The organism is Pedobacter flavus, assembly GCF_036324285.1.
Classification (GTDB): domain Bacteria; phylum Bacteroidota; class Bacteroidia; order Sphingobacteriales; family Sphingobacteriaceae; genus Pedobacter; species Pedobacter flavus.
On sequence record NZ_JAZDQU010000001.1, the window covers coordinates 743,992 to 765,997 of the forward strand.

Annotated in this window: 23 protein-coding genes; 15 read left to right on the forward strand and 8 right to left on the reverse strand. The window is 34.1% G+C overall.

The window, feature by feature from the left end; genetic code table 11:
- The first annotated feature begins 1 nt into the window (after position 1).
- From VRU49_RS03455 to VRU49_RS03475, 5 genes are all read left to right on the forward strand, one after another.
- Positions 2-1,405, forward strand: coding sequence for a bifunctional UDP-3-O-[3-hydroxymyristoyl] N-acetylglucosamine deacetylase/3-hydroxyacyl-ACP dehydratase (locus tag VRU49_RS03455; protein ID WP_330145385.1), 1,404 nt, complete (start codon positions 2-4; stop codon positions 1,403-1,405).
- A 4-nt stretch (positions 1,406-1,409) separates the two neighbouring features.
- Positions 1,410-2,195 (forward strand): acyl-ACP--UDP-N-acetylglucosamine O-acyltransferase, encoded by a 786-nt coding sequence (gene lpxA / locus VRU49_RS03460; RefSeq protein WP_330145386.1) that lies wholly within the window; start codon positions 1,410-1,412, stop codon positions 2,193-2,195.
- Between the two features lie 2 nt (positions 2,196-2,197).
- On the forward strand, positions 2,198-2,824 hold the full coding sequence (locus tag VRU49_RS03465; protein ID WP_330145387.1) for an ABC transporter ATP-binding protein: 627 nt from the start codon (positions 2,198-2,200) through the stop codon (positions 2,822-2,824).
- A gap of 108 nt (positions 2,825-2,932) precedes the next feature.
- Complete coding sequence (efp, locus tag VRU49_RS03470) at positions 2,933-3,493, forward strand: elongation factor P (RefSeq protein ID WP_330145388.1); 561 nt, start codon at positions 2,933-2,935, stop codon at positions 3,491-3,493.
- Between the two features lie 109 nt (positions 3,494-3,602).
- Positions 3,603-4,169, forward strand: a complete 567-nt coding sequence (locus VRU49_RS03475; protein ID WP_330145389.1) for a 5-formyltetrahydrofolate cyclo-ligase — start codon at positions 3,603-3,605, stop codon at positions 4,167-4,169.
- Here the strand turns inward: VRU49_RS03475 and VRU49_RS03480 are convergent.
- From VRU49_RS03480 to VRU49_RS03495, 4 genes are read right to left on the reverse strand one after another with little or no spacing between them, the layout of a single operon-like run.
- A complete protein-coding gene (locus VRU49_RS03480; RefSeq protein ID WP_330145390.1) occupies positions 4,166-5,149 on the reverse strand; it encodes a formimidoylglutamase in 984 nt (327 codons plus the stop codon). The genes VRU49_RS03475 and VRU49_RS03480 overlap by 4 nt on opposite strands.
- Positions 5,142-6,383: an imidazolonepropionase gene (gene hutI / locus VRU49_RS03485; RefSeq protein WP_330145391.1), complete on the reverse strand. Its 1,242-nt coding sequence runs from the start codon at positions 6,381-6,383 to the stop codon at positions 5,142-5,144. The genes VRU49_RS03480 and hutI overlap by 8 nt, the downstream gene beginning before the upstream one ends.
- A 2-nt stretch (positions 6,384-6,385) precedes the next feature.
- A complete protein-coding gene (locus tag VRU49_RS03490) occupies positions 6,386-7,153 on the reverse strand; it encodes an exodeoxyribonuclease III (protein WP_330145392.1) in 768 nt (255 codons plus the stop codon).
- An 18-nt stretch (positions 7,154-7,171) separates the two neighbouring features.
- A complete protein-coding gene (locus tag VRU49_RS03495) occupies positions 7,172-7,888 on the reverse strand; it encodes a peptidylprolyl isomerase (RefSeq protein WP_330145393.1) in 717 nt (238 codons plus the stop codon).
- Positions 7,889-7,989: 101 nt separating this feature from the next.
- Here VRU49_RS03495 and VRU49_RS03500 point away from each other — a divergent pair, with 101 nt between their 5' ends.
- The 4 genes from VRU49_RS03500 to VRU49_RS03515 are packed head-to-tail and all read left to right on the forward strand — an operon-like array spanning position 7,990 to position 10,320.
- On the forward strand, positions 7,990-8,391 hold the full coding sequence (locus tag VRU49_RS03500; RefSeq protein WP_488803430.1) for an HYC_CC_PP family protein: 402 nt from the start codon (positions 7,990-7,992) through the stop codon (positions 8,389-8,391).
- Between the two features lie 59 nt (positions 8,392-8,450).
- Entirely contained in the window at positions 8,451-8,984 is a 534-nt protein-coding gene (locus tag VRU49_RS03505) for a heavy-metal-associated domain-containing protein (protein ID WP_330145395.1), read from the forward strand.
- Between the two features lie 9 nt (positions 8,985-8,993).
- Positions 8,994-9,803: a hypothetical protein gene (locus VRU49_RS03510; RefSeq protein ID WP_330145396.1), complete on the forward strand. Its 810-nt coding sequence runs from the start codon at positions 8,994-8,996 to the stop codon at positions 9,801-9,803.
- Positions 9,804-9,813: 10 nt separating this feature from the next.
- On the forward strand, positions 9,814-10,320 hold the full coding sequence (locus VRU49_RS03515) for a DUF3347 domain-containing protein (RefSeq protein ID WP_330145397.1): 507 nt from the start codon (positions 9,814-9,816) through the stop codon (positions 10,318-10,320).
- Positions 10,321-10,351: 31 nt separating this feature from the next.
- Here the strand turns inward: VRU49_RS03515 and VRU49_RS03520 are convergent, their stop codons facing one another.
- Both VRU49_RS03520 and VRU49_RS03525 read right to left on the reverse strand, forming a co-directional pair.
- Positions 10,352-10,894: a YfiT family bacillithiol transferase gene (locus VRU49_RS03520; protein ID WP_330145398.1), complete on the reverse strand. Its 543-nt coding sequence runs from the start codon at positions 10,892-10,894 to the stop codon at positions 10,352-10,354.
- A gap of 1 nt (position 10,895) precedes the next feature.
- Positions 10,896-12,284, reverse strand: coding sequence for an aldehyde dehydrogenase family protein (locus VRU49_RS03525; RefSeq protein WP_330145399.1), 1,389 nt, complete (start codon positions 12,282-12,284; stop codon positions 10,896-10,898).
- A 93-nt stretch (positions 12,285-12,377) separates the two neighbouring features.
- On the opposite strand from VRU49_RS03525, the gene VRU49_RS03530 reads away from it, so the two are divergent.
- The 6 genes from VRU49_RS03530 (at position 12,378) to VRU49_RS03555 (ending at position 20,253) form a co-directional block, all read left to right on the forward strand.
- A complete protein-coding gene (locus VRU49_RS03530; protein WP_330145400.1) occupies positions 12,378-13,523 on the forward strand; it encodes a hypothetical protein in 1,146 nt (381 codons plus the stop codon).
- 88 nt (positions 13,524-13,611) lie between these two features.
- On the forward strand, positions 13,612-15,252 hold the full coding sequence (locus tag VRU49_RS03535) for a M14 family metallopeptidase (protein WP_330145401.1): 1,641 nt from the start codon (positions 13,612-13,614) through the stop codon (positions 15,250-15,252).
- An 11-nt stretch (positions 15,253-15,263) separates the two neighbouring features.
- Positions 15,264-16,994 (forward strand): M14 family metallopeptidase, encoded by a 1,731-nt coding sequence (locus VRU49_RS03540; protein WP_330145402.1) that lies wholly within the window; start codon positions 15,264-15,266, stop codon positions 16,992-16,994.
- A gap of 7 nt (positions 16,995-17,001) precedes the next feature.
- Positions 17,002-19,359, forward strand: coding sequence for a S9 family peptidase (locus VRU49_RS03545; protein WP_330145403.1), 2,358 nt, complete (start codon positions 17,002-17,004; stop codon positions 19,357-19,359).
- 140 nt (positions 19,360-19,499) lie between these two features.
- Entirely contained in the window at positions 19,500-19,670 is a 171-nt protein-coding gene (locus VRU49_RS03550) for a hypothetical protein (RefSeq protein WP_330145404.1), read from the forward strand.
- Positions 19,671-19,680: 10 nt separating this feature from the next.
- Positions 19,681-20,253, forward strand: a complete 573-nt coding sequence (locus VRU49_RS03555; protein ID WP_330145405.1) for a DUF2911 domain-containing protein — start codon at positions 19,681-19,683, stop codon at positions 20,251-20,253.
- Between the two features lie 48 nt (positions 20,254-20,301).
- Here VRU49_RS03555 and VRU49_RS03560 read toward each other — a convergent pair whose 3' ends face one another.
- Positions 20,302-20,811, reverse strand: coding sequence for a DinB family protein (locus VRU49_RS03560; RefSeq protein WP_330145406.1), 510 nt, complete (start codon positions 20,809-20,811; stop codon positions 20,302-20,304).
- Complete coding sequence (locus VRU49_RS03565; RefSeq protein WP_330145407.1) at positions 20,771-22,006, reverse strand: sensor histidine kinase; 1,236 nt, start codon at positions 22,004-22,006, stop codon at positions 20,771-20,773. The genes VRU49_RS03560 and VRU49_RS03565 overlap by 41 nt, the downstream gene beginning before the upstream one ends.

The window sequence follows — 22,006 nt, forward strand, 5'->3', positions numbered from 1 at the left end:
TATGAATACGAAACAGAAAACCATTAAATCAGAAATTTCAGTAGATGGAGTGGGGTTACACACCGGTGTTAATGTAACTTTAACATTTTGTCCGGCACCAGAAAACCATGGATTTAAGTTTCAGCGTATAGATTTGCCTGGAAGTCCTATAATTGATGCCGATTGCGATAACGTTACAGATACTGCAAGAGGAACTACAATCACACAAAATGGAGCAAGTGTAAGTACAGTTGAGCACGTAATGGCTTCGTTGGTGGGGATGGACTTAGATAACGTTTTAATAAAATTAAACGGGCCAGAAACGCCAATTATGGACGGAAGCTCTATTCTTTTTGTAGAAGCGATAGAAACAGTGGGTATTCAAATTCAAGATGCAGAAAGAGAGTATTTTTCTATTCCTCATAACATCACTTATTTGGAGCCTGAAAGAAGCGTAGAAATTGTAGGCATGCCTCTAGACGATTATAGATTTACTTGTATGATCGACTATAATTCGCCAGTTTTGGGTAGTCAGCATGCCGGAATATCTACTATTTCGGAGTTTAAAAAAGAAATTGCTTCATGTAGAACATTTTGTTTTTTACATGAATTAGAATATCAACTTAAGAACAACCTTATTAAAGGTGGCGATTTAAATAATGCCATTGTAATTGTTGATAAAGAAGTTGAACAAGCAGAATTAGATCACTTAGCAAAAATATTTAATAGAGAAGCCATCGCGGTTGCGCCACAAGGTATATTAAATAATATGGAGTTACGTTATCAAAATGAGCCAGCTCGCCACAAGCTATTAGACATGATTGGCGACTTAGCTTTAGTTGGAATGCATTTAAAGGGCCATATTATGGCGGCAAGACCTGGCCATGCGGCAAACGTTGCATTTGCAAAGAAAATTAAAGCAGCTATACGTAAAGAGAAAAGCAAGAAAACGGTTAAGGTTTACGACCCAACTGTAAAACCATTATTAGACACTCAACAAATAATGGAAATTTTGCCTCATAGACAACCGTTTTTGTTTGTTGATAAAATTTTAGAATTAAGTAAAAACCATGTTGTGGGCGTGAAAAACGTAACCATGAACGAAGAGTTTTTTAAAGGACATTTCCCTGGAGCTCCAGTATTTCCGGGCGTTATTCAAATAGAATCAATGGCGCAAGTAGGCGGAATTTTGGTTTTAAGCGGTGTTCCAGACCCTAGTAATTATTTAACTTATTTCTTGAAGATAGATAACGTTCGATTTAGAGCTCAAGTATTGCCTGGCGACACTTTAATTTTTAGGTGCGATTTAATGGAGCCAATTAGAAGAGGAATTGCCCAGATGAAAGGTATAGGTATGGTAGGTGATAAGGTAGTGGTTGAAGCAGAAATGATGGCTCAAATAACAAAAGTAAAAGATAACGATTAACATTATGATACAACCACTTGCATATATACATCCCCAAGCAAAAATAGCTGATACTGTAGTGGTAGAGCCTTTTGCCGTAATTCATAAAGACGTAGTAATTGGCGAAGGAACTTGGATAGGATCTAATGTTACTATAATGGATGGCGCTAGAATTGGAAAGAATTGTAGAATTTTTCCTGGTTCTGTAATTTCTGCCGTTCCTCAAGATTTAAAATTCGATGGCGAAGTAACGACAGCTGAAATTGGCGACAATACCATAATTAGAGAATGTTGTACCATCAATAGAGGCACCAAGGACAGGTATAAAACTGTTGTTGGAAGCAATTGTTTGTTGCAAGCCTATACGCATATTGCTCATGATTGTGTAGTAGGAAATAATTGTATTTTTAGTAATAGTACAACACTTGCCGGACACGTTATAATTGGAGACAATGTTGTGTTGGCGGGATTAGTTGCTATACATCAATTTGTACACGTAGGATCGCATGCTTTTGTTACTGGTGGTTCGCTTGTAAGAAAGGACGTCCCTCCTTATGTAAAAGCAGCTAGAGAGCCTTTGGCGTACGTAGGGATAAACTCTGTAGGTTTAAGAAGAAAAGGGTTTTCTCCTGAAGAAATTAACGAAATACAAGAAATTTATCGCGTTCTATTTGTAAAACACAATAATGTAACCAAGGCTTTAGATATAATTGAAGCAGAATTTCAACCGACAGAAATTAGGGATGAAATTGTCGATTTTATCCGTAATTCAAATAGAGGCGTTATTAGAGGATTTGGAACTTCTGGTTAATTATGCAAATTACCCTCGAAAAATGTGGTCGTAGATTTAATAAAGAATGGATTTTTAGAGATCTTTCATTTGAGTTTAATGCGGTTGATAAAATTGCTGTATTAGGGCCAAATGGATCTGGAAAGTCTACTTTATTGAGTGTTATTTCTGGTAATATGAGTCTTTCGGAGGGTAATATTTCTTATAATAATGGCCGTTTAAAAGTTGAGGATTTATATCAACAAGTTAGTTTTACTGCCCCTTATATAGATTTAATAGAGGAATTTACTTTATTAGAATGTTTAAGTTTTCATTTTAGTTTTAAAAAATTAATGCCGGGCTTATCTATTGATGATTTGCCTGAATTATTAGGGTTAGAAAAAGCGAAGAACAAAGCCATAAAATATTTTTCTTCAGGAATGCGCCAAAGAACCAGATTGGCATTGGCCTGTTTCGAAAATACCCCCCTACTTTTGTTGGACGAACCTACGGCAAATTTAGACTTACAAGGAATAGAGTGGTATCAAAAACTTATCGAAGACTTTGGTAAAAATAAGCTGATTGTTGTTGCATCTAACCAAGAACACGAGTATTACTTTTGTCACAATTTTATAAATATTTTAGATCATAAGCCCTCTATTGTGGTTTAGAATGAGGTTTTTAAAATCTCAAAAAAAACTATTGTATAATTTAAAAATTGTTTTTACCTTTGCACCATCAAATAACGCCTTATAATAAAGGCAAAATTGATCGTAAAAATGGCAAAAGCATCAGACGTAAAATCAGGAAATATTCTTCGCTTTAACGGCGAGTTGGTAAGTGTTGAAGAATTTTTACACCGTACCCCTGGAAACTTACGTGCGTTCTATCAAGCGCGTATGCGTAACGTTAAAACCAATAAATTGGTTGAATATCGTTTCAGAACAGATGAAGAGGTTGAAATTTGCCGCGTTGAGACTAATGATTACCAATATCTTTATGAAGATGGAGAGTTTTTGGTAGTTATGGACAACACTACTTATGAGCAATTTAATATTCCAAAAACATTATTTGGAGATCCAGTTCGTTTCTTAAAAGAAGGAATGAATGTGATCGTTGCTTTTGAGAGTGATGAACCAATTATGGCTCAAATACCTTCGCATGTTGAATTAGTAATAACTTATACAGAGCCTGCAGTTAAAGGCGATACATCAACCAATGCATTAAAATATGCAACAGTTGAAACTGGTGTTGAAATAAAAGTTCCAATGTTTATCAATCAAGACGATAAAGTTAAAGTTGATACCAGAACAGGGGAATATGTAGAAAGAGTTAAATAAGAGTTTTCATAGTTTAGTTTAGGTTTAGGTTGAAAAAGGCTTCGGAGTGGTTCCCGAAGCCTTTTCATTTATAATGAATTTGCCTATTTTAGAACTCAACTTTAAAAATATGCTTAAAGCAGAAATTCGTAAACAGGCTTTAAAAAATCGAACGCTACTTTCAGATTCAGCGTTTGAACGCTTAAACCATCAGCTCCTAGTTAATTTCCAAAAATTGGATTTGGGCGAGGTAAAAACGATTCATATTTTTATTCCCATCTTAGAAAAAAGAGAGCCAGATACATTTCTATTAATTAATTGGTTGAAATCTAATCACCCTAGTATTAAAATACTGATCCCAAAATCAGATTTTGAAACGTTTGAAATGATAAGTTATGTCTTTACAGAAGAGACAGTTTTAAAGAAAAACAAGTATAATATTTTGGAGCCCGAAGGCGGGGAAGTTTATACAGGAACAATAGATTTGGTTATTGTTCCATTATTAGCTTTTGATGAAGTTGGTAATCGTGTTGGGTATGGGAAAGGGTTCTATGATCGGTTTTTCGCGCATAATAAAGTAAACAAGAAAATTGGATTATGCTTGGAGTCGTCTCCATACCCTAAATTTATGGAGACATCTAAGTTTGATGTTAAATTAGATGCTTGCATAACGCCCGATAAAACCTTCTTTTTTTAATGTAATTGGCTCTGATTTTTGATGAAGTCACTAATTAAATAGGAAATAGTTTTTCCTATACCTGCATCATTTCTGCCATTATCTAATTTTGATGCGCCTTCACACACATGAAAATAAGAGAATTTTATTTTGTTTTGAAGAATGATTTTCCTGATTTCGTTTAAGCTAAAACCAGTAGGCGTTATAGCGCTAGAAAGCACATTTGAGATGCAGTCTAGATCTAATTCTAAAGCACATGGCGAATATAAATTTTGAGTGAAGTCTTGCCAAGCGGTAGGAATATCCAAATTATCTTTTAATAGGTTGTCGAAAAATACAGCGCTAATATTTGGATGATTATTAATTTGGTTTAAAGTATATTGATTATTATAGTTCTGGTGAAGGCCAAAAATGCAATACTTGTTTATAAATCCCTCATTTAATGCTGCAGAAAATCCGTTTCCGCTATGTCGGCCTTCTTCAACGGGTCTAATATCTGCATGAGCATCAATATTAATCACGTTTACTGCTTTATTTACTGCTTGAGATAGCCCTTTTAAGTTAGGGAAAGAATTGTTGTGTCCGCCCCCAATAATTATAGGCACCTTACCTGCGCTAACAATATATTTAATAACAGGATAAACAATATTGTCTATTTGCTCTACTATAATCCTTAGGCCCTCAGCCGAGCCATTGACGCCCTCAGGAGGCATTATTTCGCCCAACAGGGCAACTTGTTCGGTTGGCAAGAAATCGTTTGCCTGAACGTTTAAAAATGCACTTAAAAAAGCTGGCCATGCAGTATGAGTCCCTCCAATTCCATAATTTGCTTTTACGCCTATATCTTCAGGTATTCCTAGTAGGATGTATTTTGCGTTAGACTGATGTAAATCTTGAATTTTATTAAATAATCCAATAGTTTCGCCAAGTTTAGTTTCACCATTTCTTTTAGAAATTAGGGCGTCAATATCTTTAGCGTTAAATATTTTTAAATTATCCATTGTAAATTTTTCCGTTAATGAATACAGCATCAATTTGAGGCTGACCAAAGCTGTAAGGAATAAATGCTAATGATGGAATTTCTTTTGTTAAAATTAAATTAGCGCATTTTCCTATTGCAATGCTTCCTACTTCATTTTGTAATTCTAAAGCAGCTGCTCCATTAATTGTTGCAGCATTAATTGCCTCTTCAGGAAATAATTTAAGTTTTATACAGGCTAACGAAACCACAAAATTCATATTACCTGATGGGGTAGATCCCGGATTAAAATCGGAAGCAATAGCAATTGCGGCATTGGCGTTTATTAAACCCCTTGCATTAGCAAACGGAATGCCTAGATAAAATGAACATGAAGGGAGAATAGTACCAATGGTATTACTCTGTCCTAGGCAATTAATAGCGTCGTTATCCATTTCTTCTAAATGATCTACAGAAACAGCATGTTTTTTTACACCAATCTGTACGCCGCCCGAAATTGATAATTGATTTACATGGATTTTTGGCTTAAGTCCATACTTTAATCCTGCATTTAAAATGCGCTCCGTTTCTTCATTAGAGAAAAACCCTTTTTCACAAAAAACATCAATATAATCGGCTAATTTTTCTTCAGCTATTTTAGGCAACATTTCGTCTATTATAAGCTGAATATAGCCTTCGTGATTGTTTTTAAATTCTGCTGGATAGGCATGCGCAGCTAAAAAAGTTGCTTTTATAGGAATAGGAAAAGTGTTTTTTAGGCGTTTAATTACCCTTAACATTTTTAATTCGGCATCGGTAGTTAAACCATAACCGCTTTTAATTTCAATACTCCCAGTACCTAATCTTATTAAATCTATTAATCGTTTACTTGCAGAATGGTATAACTCGTCTTCGGTTGCGATTTGAAGCTTTTTCGCAGAATTTAATATTCCTCCTCCTGCAGCAGCAATTTCTTCATAACTTTTCCCTTTTATTTTCATCTCAAACTCCTCTTCCCGTGGAGCTGCAAAAACGATATGGGTATGACTATCGCACCAAGTAGGTAAAATAAACTTACCTTCTGCATTTATAACCTCTTCAAAATTTTGTTCTGAAGGCATATTGCTCATCTCTCCAAACGCCTTGATCTTTCCATTTTCAATGGCCAACCAAGCGTTACTTAGGAAAGGCAAATTTTTCATTTCTGCCCCTCTTAATAGGGAAGTTTGAGCCGTATGTACACCTACTAAGGATTTAATATTTTTAAAGAGCAGCATATTTATTTGAGTTCTAATAAAACAGGACAATGATCAGAATGTACAGCATCTGGTAAAATTCTAACATTTTTTAGCCTGTCTTCCATTTCTTTAGTCGCCATTTGATAATCAATACGCCAACCTAAATTCTTACTTCTTGCGCCAAATCTAAAGCTCCACCATGTGTAATGGTGTGGGTCTTTATTAAAATGCCTGAAAGTATCTATGAAGCCATTTTTTATGAATAAATCTATCCAGGCGCGTTCTTCAGGTAAAAAACCAGAAGATTTAGCATTTGATTTGGGATTATGAATATCAATTTCGGTGTGACAAATATTATAGTCGCCACTCACAATTAAATTGGGATACTGAGTTTTTAAATTTGAGATATAAGGCTGAAAGAAATCTAAAAATTCAAATTTCTTTTGTTGTCGGTCTTCGCCACTAGAGCCAGAAGGCATGTAAACGCTCATTAACGAGAAGTCTTCGAAATCGGCTCTAATTATTCTTCCTTCTGCATCAATCCATTCTTCACCACAACCATACTCAACGTGAATGGGTTTAATCTTAGTAAGAATTGCCACGCCACTATACCCTTTTTTTTGCGCTGGATACCAGTAGTGATGATAGCCTAAATTTTCTACTAAGGCTATAATTTCCGGTATTTGATCTGGCTGGGCTTTCAGTTCTTGAAAACAAACCATATCGGCATTAGTCGCTTGCAACCAGCCAAATAAATTTTTTGTACTAGCAGAGCGTATGCCATTTATATTATAGGAAATGATCTTCATGTGGTAAAATTAGAGAAATTAAGGCTTTTTATTGTTGTTTTTAGCAGTTAATTGAAGTTCTTTTTCCAATTTTCTAACTTCTCTTTTTTTAAGCTCTCTAACGGTCATTTTTACATCTTCAATAGGTCTGTCGCCTTTTTTTGTTGGCGATTCAGCAACTTTATCTATCATTTCAATGCCTTTAACCACTTCTCCATAAACGGTGTAATTTCTATCTAAATGAGGGGTACCTCCTAATGTTTTATAAATTTCTCGTTGGTATTCAGGAATTTTAAATTTCAATCTATTGGTCTCCAAGGCGTTTAAGGTGCTGTCGGTAAACACTTTTCCTTGAACCAAATAAAATTGAGCACCGCTTGAAGCTTTTTCTGGATTATTATCGCGCGCAGCAGCTAATACCCCCTTTTTATGGAAAAGATTTTCATTAAACTCAGCAGGAACTCTATAACCTACATCGCCACTACCTAAGGAAGCTGATGTATCTGCAGTTTTAGAGTTTGGATCTCCACCTTGGATCATAAAGTTTTTAATAACTCTGTGGAAGAGTGTTCCGTTATAAAAACCTTCACGCGTAAGTTTTAAAAAATTATCTCGATGTTGTGGTGTTTCATTATAGAGTTTTACAATACTTGCTCCTTTATTGGTTTCAATACTTACATAATAAGTTTTTACTTTTTTTTGTGCAGAAACAGTGATTGTTAATGCCGACAGGAGGATAGAAAAAAAGAGTTTCATGATTTTATATTAATAAATTCGAATTTAACAGAAATTAATGAGATTCAAATTACAAGAATTGTTTGTAAAGCATAGTTAATTAATAATAACTTTGCAGGATAATGAAGTTAAAGCATAACATAACGCGTATAATGTTAATCATTTATTTGGTTAGTATGGCTGGATTGGCCTTTAATATGCATTATTGTCATGGAAAGTTAGCTTCAGTTTCGTTGTACGCACCAGCTAAGCCGTGTAAAATGTGCGCTGGACTGGCAAATAAAAACATTGATGATGGTTGTTGTAAAACTGAACTTTTAGAAGTTAAAGTTTCAGATGATCATCAAGCATCATTTAAAATTAATTTCCAGAAAGCAGTATACGAGTTTTTACTTCCTGATTGGGCAATTACATCGTTTGTAAATCCGCTAATTAATCACCCCAACGCTGTTTTAACGGTAAACACCGCCCCCAGGGTCCCGCCTAACGACATTTATGTGGTAAATTGTGTTTTCAGAATTTAAGATTAATCCTTTTTCTCAAAAGAGAACGGTTTATTTATTAATCTTAATTTTTGAATATCATGAAATTTATAAAAATATTAAGCTTTTTATTGGTTTTTGGCGCATTAAAAACTAACGCACAAAATATTACTTCTGCTGCAATCCAAATTAATGGTTTAACCTGTTCAATGTGTACACAGGCAACAGAAACATCATTAAGAACACTAGACTTTATTGATCAAATTAAAGTTGACTTAAACAAAAATCAATTTGATGTAACTTTTAAAAAAGGGCAATCAGTAAATATTGATTTAATTTCTGCTAAGGTAGAAGATGCTGGTTTTTCTGTAGGAAATTTAGCAGCCAATTTTGTATTTAAAAATGCAGAAGTGGACGAAAAAGGGCAATTAATTACAGACGGCAAGGTATACAGGTTTGAGAATTTGAAAAGTAAAAAGCTAAATGGAGAAGTTACGGCGAAGGTTATCGATAAGAATTTTTTATCGCCAGCTAACTTTAAGAAAAAAGCTAAGCAGGTAAAATCTGATGCATATGTTACTGGTTCTGGAATGGTGAACGGTAAAAAAACTAGAGTTTATCATTTAAGCATTTAATTTTAAATTATGCTACGTAGAATATTGTTAACTGCTATTATCGCAGTTGGTTTATCACATATTGCCAATGCTCAAGAATTATATCCTTATTCAGAGCCAGCAAGTAATATGCCATCAAAAGCAATTGGAGTAAGAATCACAAATGAGATTATGACAGGCCCTTCAAATTATAGGTTGAGTCCTGAAATAATGATTGGACATCATAAAAATTTAATGTCTCATGCTCAGTTTTATTTTTCTAACCTGGATAAGAACTTTCAGTTTGATGGATTTAGTTTATACGCGAAGTATAGATTTTTATCAATAGATGAAGTTCAAAACCATTTTAGAATGGCTGCTTTTGCTAAAGCAAGTTATAGCGACAGAAAAATAAATTCGATGGATTTAAATTTAGATGGCGATAATAGCGGAGCTCAGCTTGGTGTAGTTGCTACTCAATTGATTCATAAATTAGCTATATCAGCCAATCTTTCTTACTCTGCGCCTTTTAATGGTCAAGATAAATTGTTTAATACCGCAGAAACGCCTTCAGAGTATATAAATTATAGCTTATCAACAGGATATTTATTACTTCCATTTGTTTATAAAAACTATAAACAGCCCAATTTTAATTTATATGTTGAGGCTTTTGGAAAAACTTCTGTTGATAACGGAAAAGGTTATTTAGATTTAGCACCTGCTGTTCAGTTTATTATTAACAGTAAAACCAGGATAGATTTGGGGTATAAGTTTCAAATTGCTGGTGGTATGACAAATAGATTTAGTAAAGATGCTCTAATGATTAGGGCGGAGTTTAATTTTTTTAATGCATTAAAATAATCAACAAACAATGAAAACAATTAAAATGGTTGCTGTAGCCTTATTTACAGTATTTGGAATAACAACTGCTTTTGCACAGAAAAATGCAAAGCCAGCGTTCAATAAAATTCTTAATCATTATATGGTAACCAAGAATGCGTTAGCAGATGATAAAAAAGATAAAGCAGTGGTTGATGCAAAAGAATTTTTGGAAGCTGTAAAAGCTTTTCCTGCTGCTGAATTGAAAGGTGAACAGAAAAAACTTTGGGATGAACAATCTGCAGAACTAATTAAAGGAGCAACTCCAATTTCAAGCAATAATGTTTTAAAAGATCAAAGAGAGTCGTTTAAAACAGTTTCTTATGCTATGATTAAATTGGTTAAAGGATTAAAAATGAATAGTTCTGAAATTTACTTACAATATTGTCCAATGGTAAAATCTAGTTGGTTAAATGAAGTAAAAGCGGTTCAGAACCCATATTATGGCAGTATGATGTACGATTGCGGAGAGGTAAAAGAAACAATCTCTAAGAAATAGTAAAAGGTTAAAATAAGCCCTATCTTAAAAGTTAGGGCTTATTTTTTAATGCGATTTTTATATGTTCTGTATGATGTTTACTATGCCAGGCATACATGCCGATAATATTAATAATTGGGAAATTTAATTCATGTTCTGGATGATAGAAGGTACGATTTAAATCGTCTGGAGATAATGAATTTAGCAAGATCGCCCATCTTGCATGAAGGCCTTCTAAAATTTGGATAGAATAATTAGCATTACATAAGCTTACGTCTGGCAAATTGGCCCATTTTTCTTCAAAATAAGGCTTTATTACAGGGTTTTCTTCAGTTAAGGCTAATTTTATTCTTATAAAAGCATTCATATGGCTGTCTGCCAAATGATGAATTATCTGGCCAATTGTCCAGCCCTGAGGGCGATATGTTAATGTAAATTCATTTTCGCTTAGGCCCGCAACTAATTTTTTCAATATTGTAGGAAGTTCAGAAATATCTTTAATCCAGGCATCAATAACCTCTTTTTCTAAGGTTATTGGCATATTAAATTTGCCTATAGGGTATTTTAAATGTTCTAAATCCATATCGTTTAACATTTTAATAAAGCTTCTTTAATAATTTTAACAGCCATTCTTTACCCAAATATGGGGGATAAATCATTTTTGTTAAATGAATATTTGATTGGAACATAACCGTTCTTTCATGTGAAAAGGCTTTAAAGCCATAAACACCATGCGAACTACCCATTCCGCTTGGACCAATCCCACCAAATGGCACATTTGGGTTCGAAATATGTAATAATACGTCGTTTACACAAGTACCACCCGCAGAGGTATATTTAATTAAGTAATTTATTTCTTTAGTTTTTTGAGAAAAGAAATAGGCGGCTAATGGTTTGGGTTGATTATTAATTTTTGTTACAGCCTCTTCTAACGTTTTGTAGGTGTAAATGGGTAAAATTGGGCCGAATATTTCTTCTTTAGATAATTTATGATGGTCGTTAAGTTGTGTTACAATGGTTGGTTGAAACGTTAAATCAGATTTTTGAAATTTACCACCATAGTCAACCCGAGCACCTCCGTCAACGGCTTCATTTAATAAATCTACCAATCTATCGAAGTTTTTTTCATTTATTATTTTACCATAAACAGCTGTGTTAATATTGTCGCCATTATAAAACATTTCTTTGGTGAATTTTTTATAAGCGCCTATAAATGAATCTTTCTGTGATTCATGAATTAGCACATAATCTGGCGCAATACAAGTTTGACCTGCATTCATAAGTTTTCCCCAAGCAATTTTATGGGCTGCGGTTTCAATATCGGCATTTTCTGTAATTACCACTGGCGATTTACCCCCGAGCTCTAAAGTGCAACTGGTTAAATTTTTGGCAGCGGCTTCCATAACTATTTTTCCAACTTGAGTGCTTCCTGTGAAAAAAATATGGTCGAAAGGTAAACCGAGTAATTCAGTAGAAACCTCAACGTCTCCTAAAACGCAAGCAACTTCATTTTCGTTAAATACATTATTTATGATTTGTTGCATTACCTCTGAGGTGTATTTGCTAAATTCTGAAGGTTTAACAATTACCGTATTACCTGCGGCAATAGCAGACACCAATGGCCCCATTACCAGTTGGAAGGGGTAATTCCAAGGCGCAATAATTAAGGTGCTTCCCTTGGGCTCATAATATAATTTGTTTTTGGCGAGGATATTGGGTAGAAATCTAGCGGCAGATTTAGGGCGCATCCAAGCCGATAAATTTTTAATAGCATGATCTATTTCTCCATAAACAAAATAAATTTCTGTTAATGCAGCTTCAAAATAAGATTTTCTTAAATCTTTACTCAGCGCTTTGTAAATAGAATCTTCTTGCGATTTTATTTCCTTTTTTAGCTTTTCTAACTTTAAAATTCGCTCTTTAGAATTAGTTGTACGTAAATTATATTTGTTAGAATTTTGAGCTGCAAATATTCGGGCTATCATAAAATATAAGCTGTTAAATTAGGTTAAATGAGGGGCTCAATAGCAAATAATTAATTTATAAAGAGCAATTTGCTTTTATACAAATATATACAAATGAAAAGATTATTGATTTCCTTCTGCTTTTTACTGGTTTTTAATGTTGTGAAGGCTCAAAACCTAAAAACCCAGATTGTGGTATTAGGGAATGATCAATTTACCCTAGCTGCAGCTACTCAAGCGGCTAAGTCTGGCGTTTCAACAATTATTTTAAATAATTTATCGGCCCAAGATTTAATAAAAGATCTGAGTTTAAACTCGTGGTTAGTAAAAGGAATTCTAGACACTAATAAGAATAAAAATATAGATAATCAGAATATTCCAAGCCTTTTAGATTCTGTTGAAAATTTGAAAGTACTCAATTCTGTGAATTGGATCAAGGTAGATCGATCAGGAAGTGGATGGAACATTAAGCTAAAAGACGGGAGGTCAGTACGCGCGGAAGTTTTGTTGTATGGTATTAAGGAAGATTTATCAGCATTATTAAAATATAGTCCGAAAACAGTTTCCAAGAAATTAAATTATGAAGATAATAAGTATAGAACATCAGTAGCCGGATATTTTGTTGATGGAGTATCTAATTATAGCCTTCTTAAAGATTTTATTCCTGAAACAGATGAAAATTTAGTTTTATTAAATTTTGAAGACGTAAACATGGATATTGCGAGAGCAGCAGGTGTAATTGCAGCTTATGCACCATTTTTTAAGGTTAAAGTTTCTTCTACAAAACTGAAGCCTGTTCAAGGAGAAATGCTAGGGTTTAAGTCGCCTATAATTGCAATTTCAGATGTTTTTGAAAGTGATAATAATTGGAGAGCGATACAGAATATAGTACAAACGGGGATTTTAAAACTTAGTATAAATGAAAATGGGGCATATTTTGAAGGGGATAAACCGGTTTCGTTAAAAGAAATTTCTGAACCATTAAAAGCTTATTTCTATAAAGCCAAAATTTGGATAGAAGACCATGAAGCGGTAGAATTATCCATAAAGAAAACAGTTGAGCTCATCGCTTATACCAGAAATAAATCTGCGGAGAGTTTACTTTCCGAAATTAAGAAGAAATGGCAATCAACCTATAAATTTAACGGCGAATTGAATGCTGAAAGAATAATTGCCAGAAGAGAATTTGCGGCAATTACTCAAGATTATTTAGAGTTAGAGCAGGTAAATATTGATAATTTGGGTGAAGTTATCAGGTAAGATGTAACATTTATATAACCTTTTAAAATACAGTTATTTAAAATCCTTTGAAATTTATATAAATTGCGGTTTAAATAAACCAACTTATATGAAAATTCACAATCTAGCTACTGGGGTTTTGATGATGTTATGCGGCTCTGTATGGGCTCAAAATCAGCAAGATTATAGTAGTAATGCTCGTTTATCTGAACGGATATCAGCTTTAACTAAGGCTTATCCAAATTTAGCCACCGCAAAAACTTTAATAGAAACCGAAGGAGGTAATAAAGTTTGGATGCTTACGCTTGGTACTGGAAAAACTTCTGAAAAGCAAGCCATTGCCGTAGTAGGAGGGGTTGAAGGAACACATCTTCTAGGCGTTGAAATGGCAATAGGTTTTGCGGAACAATTATTAGCTAGTAAAGTAGATAGCGTGAAAAAATTGTTAGATAAACATACTTTCTATGTTTTTCCTAATATGAGTCCGGATGCTACTGCACAATATTTTGCTAAGTTAAAATTTGAACGTAGTGGGAATGCTCGTCCTACAGACGACGATAGAGATGGAAAAATGAATGAAGATGGGTTTGAGGATTTAAATGGAGACAACAAAATTTCTTGGATAAGAGTAGTTGATCCTACAGGGAAATATAAATTAAATCCAGATGATGCTAGAACATTAGTCTTGGCAGATCCAACCAAGGGAGATACTGGAAAATATTTATTATTTAGAGAGGGAATAGATAATGACAAGGATGGATCGTTTAATGAAGATGGCGAAGGCGGAATTCATTTTAATAAGAACTTCTCTTATAACTATAAGAATTTTGGACCTGGCGCAGGAGAATATGCTGTATCTGAAAAAGAAAACAGAGCGTTATTAGATGAAATGTTCGAATTATTTAATGTTTATGCGGTAGTTACATTCGGACCGATGAATAATTTATCTACACCAGTAACTTTTAATCCATCAGCACTTTCTAAAAGAATTATAACTGGGTGGTATGATGCAGATGTTAAGGCAAATGCACTAGTTTCTGAAAGATATAATAAAATTACAGGTTATAAAGATGCGCCAAGAACGCAAGCAGAAAATGGAGATTTTTCGCAATGGGCATATTTTCATTATGGCAGATTAAGCTTAAGTACACCAGGATGGTGGGTTCCGAAAGTTAAACCAGATGCAGAAAAGAACGAAAAAGCATTTACAAATGATAATCTAGGTGCCGCTTATTTAAGATGGGCAGCTTCTAACAATATTCAAGGAACATTTGTTGAATGGAAAAAAGTAAATCATCCAGATTTTCCTGGTCAAGAAGTAGAAGTGGGAGGAATAGATCCATTTGTTATGAATAATCCCCCTTATTCAATGGTAAATGATATTGTTAGCAAGCACACTAATTTTATGGTGGAGTTGGCAAACATGGCGCCAAAAATTGACTTAGTTGCACTAAAAACAGAAAAAGTAGGAGAAGGCCTTACTAGGGTTACTGTAAAAGTTATGAATGCAGGAACATTACCTACGCTTTCGAAAGTTGGTGAAAGAAGTTATTTCTTAAAGAAAGTAGCTGTTAAAGCAACAGTTTCAAATAATCAAACGATAATTAGTGGTAAAAAGGCGGAAACACTCGATGGAATACCTGGTAAGGGTTATGTAGAGTTGAGCTGGTTAGTTAGAGGATCTGGAAAATTCGCAATACAAGCGGGAAGTCCATCATCTGGTAGTAAATCAATAGAAGTTAATTTATAAGCGAATTTATCATGAGATTAAAAAATATAATAGCTGCAGTTGGATGTGCATTAATTACATCGCAAGCAATTGCACAGAAACCTGAAAATATATTGGCAGCGGCAGGTAGTCCGCCAAACCCTAAAGTTACCGTAAGTTGGAATAGATATTATGATTATGCAGGCATAACAGATATTGTTAAAAAATTGGCTGCGGCTCATCCAGACTTAGTAAAGTTAGAAAGTATGGGTAAATCATTTCAAGGAAAAGATTTATGGGTGTTAACTATTTCGGATTTAAAAAAGGGCAATGCAGACAAAAAGCCTGCTATGTATATAGATGGAAACATTCATAGTAATGAAATCCAAGGCAGTGAATTTGCCATGTATACAGCTTGGTATTTAGTAGAAATGTTTAATGCGGGCAATAAATACGTACAAGAGCTTTTAGCGGATAAAACTTTTTATATAGCCCCTACAATTAACCCGGATGCGAGAGACAATTTTTTCCATAAAGGAAATACGGCTAACTCGCCAAGATCTGGAATGATTCCGATTGATAACGACAGAGATGGGTTAATGAATGAAGATGGGTTCGACGATTTAGATGGCGACGGACATATCACAACTATGAGAAGAAAAAACCCTAATGGAAGATATAAAGTAGACCCAACTGATCCAAGAAGAATGATTTTGGTAGGACAAGGTGAAAAAGGAGATTATGAGTTGTTAGGTCAAGAAGGCATTGATAACGATGGCGATGGATTTGTAAATGAAGATGGTGAAGGTGCTTATGATCCAAATAGAGATTGGGGTTGGAATTGGCAACCAAATACAATTCAAGGCGGTGCTTATAAATATCCATTTTCTATCCCAGAAAACAGAGCAGTAGCAGATTTCGTGATGAAACATCCAAATATCGCTGCAGGACAATCTTACCATAACAATGGCGGAATGATTTTAAGAGGCCCCGGTGCAATTGAGGATGTAGAGACATATAATGCTCAAGATATTAGAGTTTATGATGCATTGGGTAAAAAAGGGGAAGAAATGATGCCAGGGTATAGATATATTGTAGTTTATAAAGACTTATATTCTGTGTTTGGTGGAGAATTAGACTGGTTTTATGGAGGAAGAGGTATTTATACATTCTCTAATGAATTGTGGACTGATTATTTGTATTATGCAAAAAATGTAACAGATCAGCGTACACCATACGATTTTGATAGAGATTTATTAATGAAAGATGCGTTTGTGGATTGGAAAACTTATAATCATCCAACCTATGGTGAAATTGAGATTGGCGGGTTCAAAAAAACGTTTAATAGGTTACATCCAGGCTTTTTATTAGAGAGTGATGCGCATAGAAATATGGCATTTAGTGTTTACCATGCGTACCATACCCCTAAACTAAGAGTAGATCAAATAGAAGTTAAGGATATTGGCGGAGGCTTAAAAGAAGTTACGGCAATGGTTTTTAATGAGAGAATTATTCCTACTCACTCTAGTCAAGATTTAAAATACAATATTGAAGTTCCAAACATTGTTTCAATAAGCGGGGGTACTCCAATTGCAGCTATGATTGTAACCAATAAAGATTTAAATATAACTACAGAGCAAAAGACTGATCCAGCTAACATCAAGGTAAGTAATATCCCTGGGAATGGAAATGTAACCGTACGATGGATTGTAAAAGGCGGGTCTAAATACACAATTAATGTAGAAAGTAAAAAAGGTGGAACAGCCTCTGGTACATCAAATTAATAATAAAATGAAAAGAATATTTTTTGCACTGTTGTTATTAACTTCTTATGTTAATGCACAACAACTAGCGCCTTTAACCGTTGAAAAAATAATGCGCGATCCTAAATGGATGGGTATATCACCATCAAATTTTAGCTGGACTCCAGATAGTAAAAGTGTACTATTTACTTGGAATCCGGAAGGTAAGGAGCGCGACCAGACTTATAAAGTGAATGTTGGCGAAACAACACCAGTAGTTTATACTGAAACGCCAACCAATAACCCAACAATAATTTTCAATAAAGATGGGTCTATTGGCGTTTATGAGAAGAATGGAGATTTATTTCTTGTTCCAAAAGGTAAATCTGAAATCCAATTGTTTAGTACTTTAGAGCGCGAGTCGAATCCTAGATTTATGCCTACCGGGGAAATTTTATTCCAAAGGGGCGATAACTTTTTTATGTTAGATCATAAGACGGGTGCTTTAAGTCAATTAACCAATATAATTAGAGGAAAACGATCTTCTGCGAACCCAAGATCAGGCGCAGTTCAAACTTCCGAACAAGATAAATGGTTAAATAAACAACAATTAGAATTGTTTGATTATTTTAAAAAAGCGGCTCCACAAAGACCTGCGTTTAGAGGGATGTTTGGAAATATGACTCCAGGAAAAGTTATTACGCCAATTTATACAGACGATAAAACTTTAACATCTATTGCGATGAGCCCTGATGGAAAGTATTTAACATTTAGATTAATTACTCCAGCAACTGGAAATAGAAATATAATCGTTCCTAATTATGTTACTCGTTCTGGATATGTAGAAAATATTAATGGCAGAACAAATGTTGGAGAAACGCCTTCTACTTCAGAAAACTTTGTTTATAATGTTGCTAAAGATAGTTTATACAAAATTCGTGTTGAAGACATTCCAGGAATTAGAGATTTACCTGATTACGTTAAAGACTATCCTGCACAATTAGCTGAAAGACAAAAGAAAAATGAATTGAGAAATGTTAGTTTTTCTTCGGTAAGCTGGAATGAAAATGGTTCTGCGGGTATTGTAAATGTAAGATCAGTTGATAACAAAGACATTTGGATACTTCAATTAGATGGAGAAACAGGGAAGTTATCATTAATTGATAGAAGAAGAGATGATGCATGGGTAGGCGGACCAGTTGCGAATGGGGCAATCACTTGGATTGATGGTCAGAAATTTTATTATAGAAGTGAAGCAACAGGATATGCACATTTATATGTTTATAATGTTGTAACAAAGGAAAAGAAGCAATTAACTTCTGGAAATTGGGAAGTTCAGCGCGTTCAGCTATCAAAAGATAAAAAGACATTTTTTATCACAGCAAACAAAGAGCATCCTGGAATAACTCATTTTTATAAATTAAAGGTTGATGGAGGAAATATGGAGCAAATTACCAGCATGAAAGGCGGTAATGAAGTAACTATCTCTCCTGACGAAAAATGGTTAGCTATAAACTATTCATATATGAATAAGCCTGGAGAGTTATACATCCAGGAAAACAAAGCTAATGCTGTGGCTAAGAAAATCACTCAATCTACCACCAAAGAATTCGACAGCTATGCTTGGCGTGAACCTGAAATGGTAAGCTTTAAAAATAGATTTGGAAGCGATGTTTATGCTAGAGTATATCTTGCAGCGAATCCTCATCCAAGCAGACCAGCAGTTGTATTTGTACATGGAGCTGGTTACTTGCAGAATGTTCATTATTGGTGGAGCACTTATTTTAGAGAATATATGTTCCACAATCTGTTAGCCGATAACGGATACACAGTAATTGATATAGACTATACTGGAAGTTCTGGATATGGTCGCGATCATAGAACAGGTATTTACAGACATATGGGAGGGAAAGATTTATCGGATCATGTTGATGGTGTAAAAATGTTGGTTGATAAATATGGTGTAAACCCTAAAAATGTGGGTATTTATGGCGGATCATACGGCGGATTTATTACTTTAATGGCCATGTTTAATGAACCAGATGTATTTGCTTCTGGAGCTGCATTAAGATCAGTAACAGATTGGGCTCATTATAATCATGGATATACTTCAAATATTTTAAATGAACCTGTAACTGATAATTTAGCTTATCAAAGATCGTCGCCTATTAATTTCGCCAATGGGTTAAAAGGAAATTTATTAATGGCTCATGGAGTAGTAGATGATAACGTTACTTTCTCTGATATTATAAGATTGTCTCAAAAACTAATCGAACTTGGAAAAGACAATTGGGAATTGGCAGTATATCCGGTAGAGCCGCATGGTTTTACTGAACCATCGAGCTGGACAGATGAATATAAGCGTATTTATAAATTATTTGAAACAACTTTAAAAACAAAAAAATAAAAAAGATAGCCTAAGAGATTTAGACTTTTAGGCTATCTAAATTCAAAGTGTATTAAGATGATATTATTATATTCAATGCTTTAACTTCAAAAATTCATTGTTAGAAAAATAAATCTTAACTTTGATTTTCAGAATATATTATGGAAAATACAGAGAAAAACTACAACTGGTTATATTATGTAATAGGATTATTTGCAGGAATGCTGGTAACTATTAGCATTACTTTTAATATCCTTTGGATAATTTTTGGCGGAATTTTAGGGCTGATTTTTGGTGGAACATTTCTTGGAAAAGTTGTTCAAAGAGACTAAACTTTAAATTATGAAAAAATTATTAATCGGGTTATTAGCAATGCTATGCATGCATAGTACTTTTGCGCAGGCTCCTCTAGAAATTAAATACAGCAAGTTAGACGCAAGTCCTGCTGATATATTATACTTTCCGTTGAGAGCGCCTAATGTTAATATCGATGATAATTCTACTCCAAAAATAAAAATTGTTTATTCACGCCCTCAAAAAAAGGAACGTGAAGTGTTTGGAGTAATGCAAAAATTTGATGTGGTTTGGCGACTTGGAGCAAATGAAAACACGGAAATTAAATTTTATCAGCCTGTTGAAATTAATGGAAAAACTGTAGAAGCGGGTACTTATAGCTTTTTTGCAATTCCTAATCCAACTAAATGGACTTTAATTTTAAACAAGAGAATAGATAGATGGGGCGCGTTTACGTATGATTCTAAATTGGATTATTTAAGGACAGACGTTCCAGTACAAAATTTAGATAATCCGGTGGAGGCTTTGTCCATGACTTTTACAGAATCGCCAGAAGGTGCTAATTTATATATCGCTTGGGATAAGACACAAGTGATGCTACCAATTAAGGTAAAGAAATAAAACAAAAAAGGAGGTGAATTTTCACCTCCTTTTTTGTTTTAATAAACATTAGGCATTTAAATATCTTTCTTTAATTATGTTAATGTGGTGAATAACATGACCAGCACTAACAAAAATCAAAGTCCTAACACTTATAGAATTATTGCCTGCAATTCCTATATTATTTAGGACCTCATCATTAAAAGACTTAAATAAATACATATTAGCTTTTCTTAAGGCTTCAAATTCTTCGCATAGATCTATTAATGTCCGACGTGAAAAATCTGTTGCAAGTACATAATTATCTTCGTCCATAGACGGAAGGTTTTCTTTTTCATTTCTGGCTATACAAAGCGCTCTGTAAGCAAATACGCGCTCTACATCAATTATATGGCCTAACATCTCTTTTATTGTCCATTTATTATGTGCATAAGCGTAATTTTCTAAATGAGCAATAGATTTAATAAATGCAGGAAATTCTGTAGCCTGATTTTCAAGCGTATTTAAAACATCTGATTTAACTAGACTAACATAGTTATTACTCCAGCTGGATTGTTCGTGGGGCATGGGTGGGTTCATAGTGTAGACTGCTTTTTAATATTATTCTAAATGTAGTTCCTTTATTTATTTCAGACTCCTTTACAAAAATTTGTCCGTTATGGTATTTTTCTACAATTCTTTTTGTTAAAGAAAGGCCTAATCCCCAGCCTCTTTTCTTGGTGGTAAAGCCGGGTTCAAAAATAGTTTCCCATTTACTTTTAGGGATTCCAGTACCTGTATCACTAATGTCGATAATTACTTGTTCTCGGCTTAGGAGTTCTGTTATTTTTATGGTGATAATACCATCATTTTCTATTGCATTTGCCGCATTTTTAAGCAAGTTTTCTATTACCCAATCAAACAGAGGAATATTTAACATCGCCCTAACATGGTCGTCGCCTTTAATTCTAAAACTTATTTTGTCGGAAGTTCTAAGTTTATAATATCCAACAAAGTGTTTAATTACATCAGCAATATTGTGGTCTTCCAATATGGGTTTAGAACCAATTTTCGAAAATCTATCGGCAATTATCTCTAATCTTTGAACATCATTTTCCATTTCAGTAATTAGTGGATCACCTTCGGCATTATACCTAGATTTTATTAATTCTACCCATGCCATTAACGAAGAAATGGGCGTTCCCAACTGGTGGGCGGTTTCTTTTGCTAATCCAACCCAAACTTGGTCTTGTTCTAATTGTTTGGCAGAATTAAATGAGATATATGCGCTTAAAATAAACAGTAGAATAACCCCCAATTGGATATAAGGGAATATCCTTAATTGGGTAAGAATAAATGAGTCTTTATAATAAGCTAACAAAGTATCGCCATCTATCCCTGTTAACTCTCTGGGAGGATGTTGTTTCTTCATTTTAACCAATTGCTTCTCAAAATAAAGAGAATCATAGGTGATTTTTGGATCGTTGTTTATACTATAGAAAGTTTTTGTGGTATCTAATCCATCCCAAGTTAAAATAGTACCATCTTTTTGTGTTACAATTACATCTAGTTTGGAGTTTTTCTTAATGGTAGAAAATACATTTTCGAGCTGCGGAACTTCGCCCATTTGCATTCGCTGTTCTGCCATTTCAACCCATAATTGAAATTGAACCTCTTCTTGTTTTTCCATCTTTTGAACGAAGAAATTGGTGTAAAAAATAGAAGCCACACCAATTACCGCGGCAATTATGGCTAAAAAGATCTTTCTATTTCGTTTATTCTGATATGGATTCAT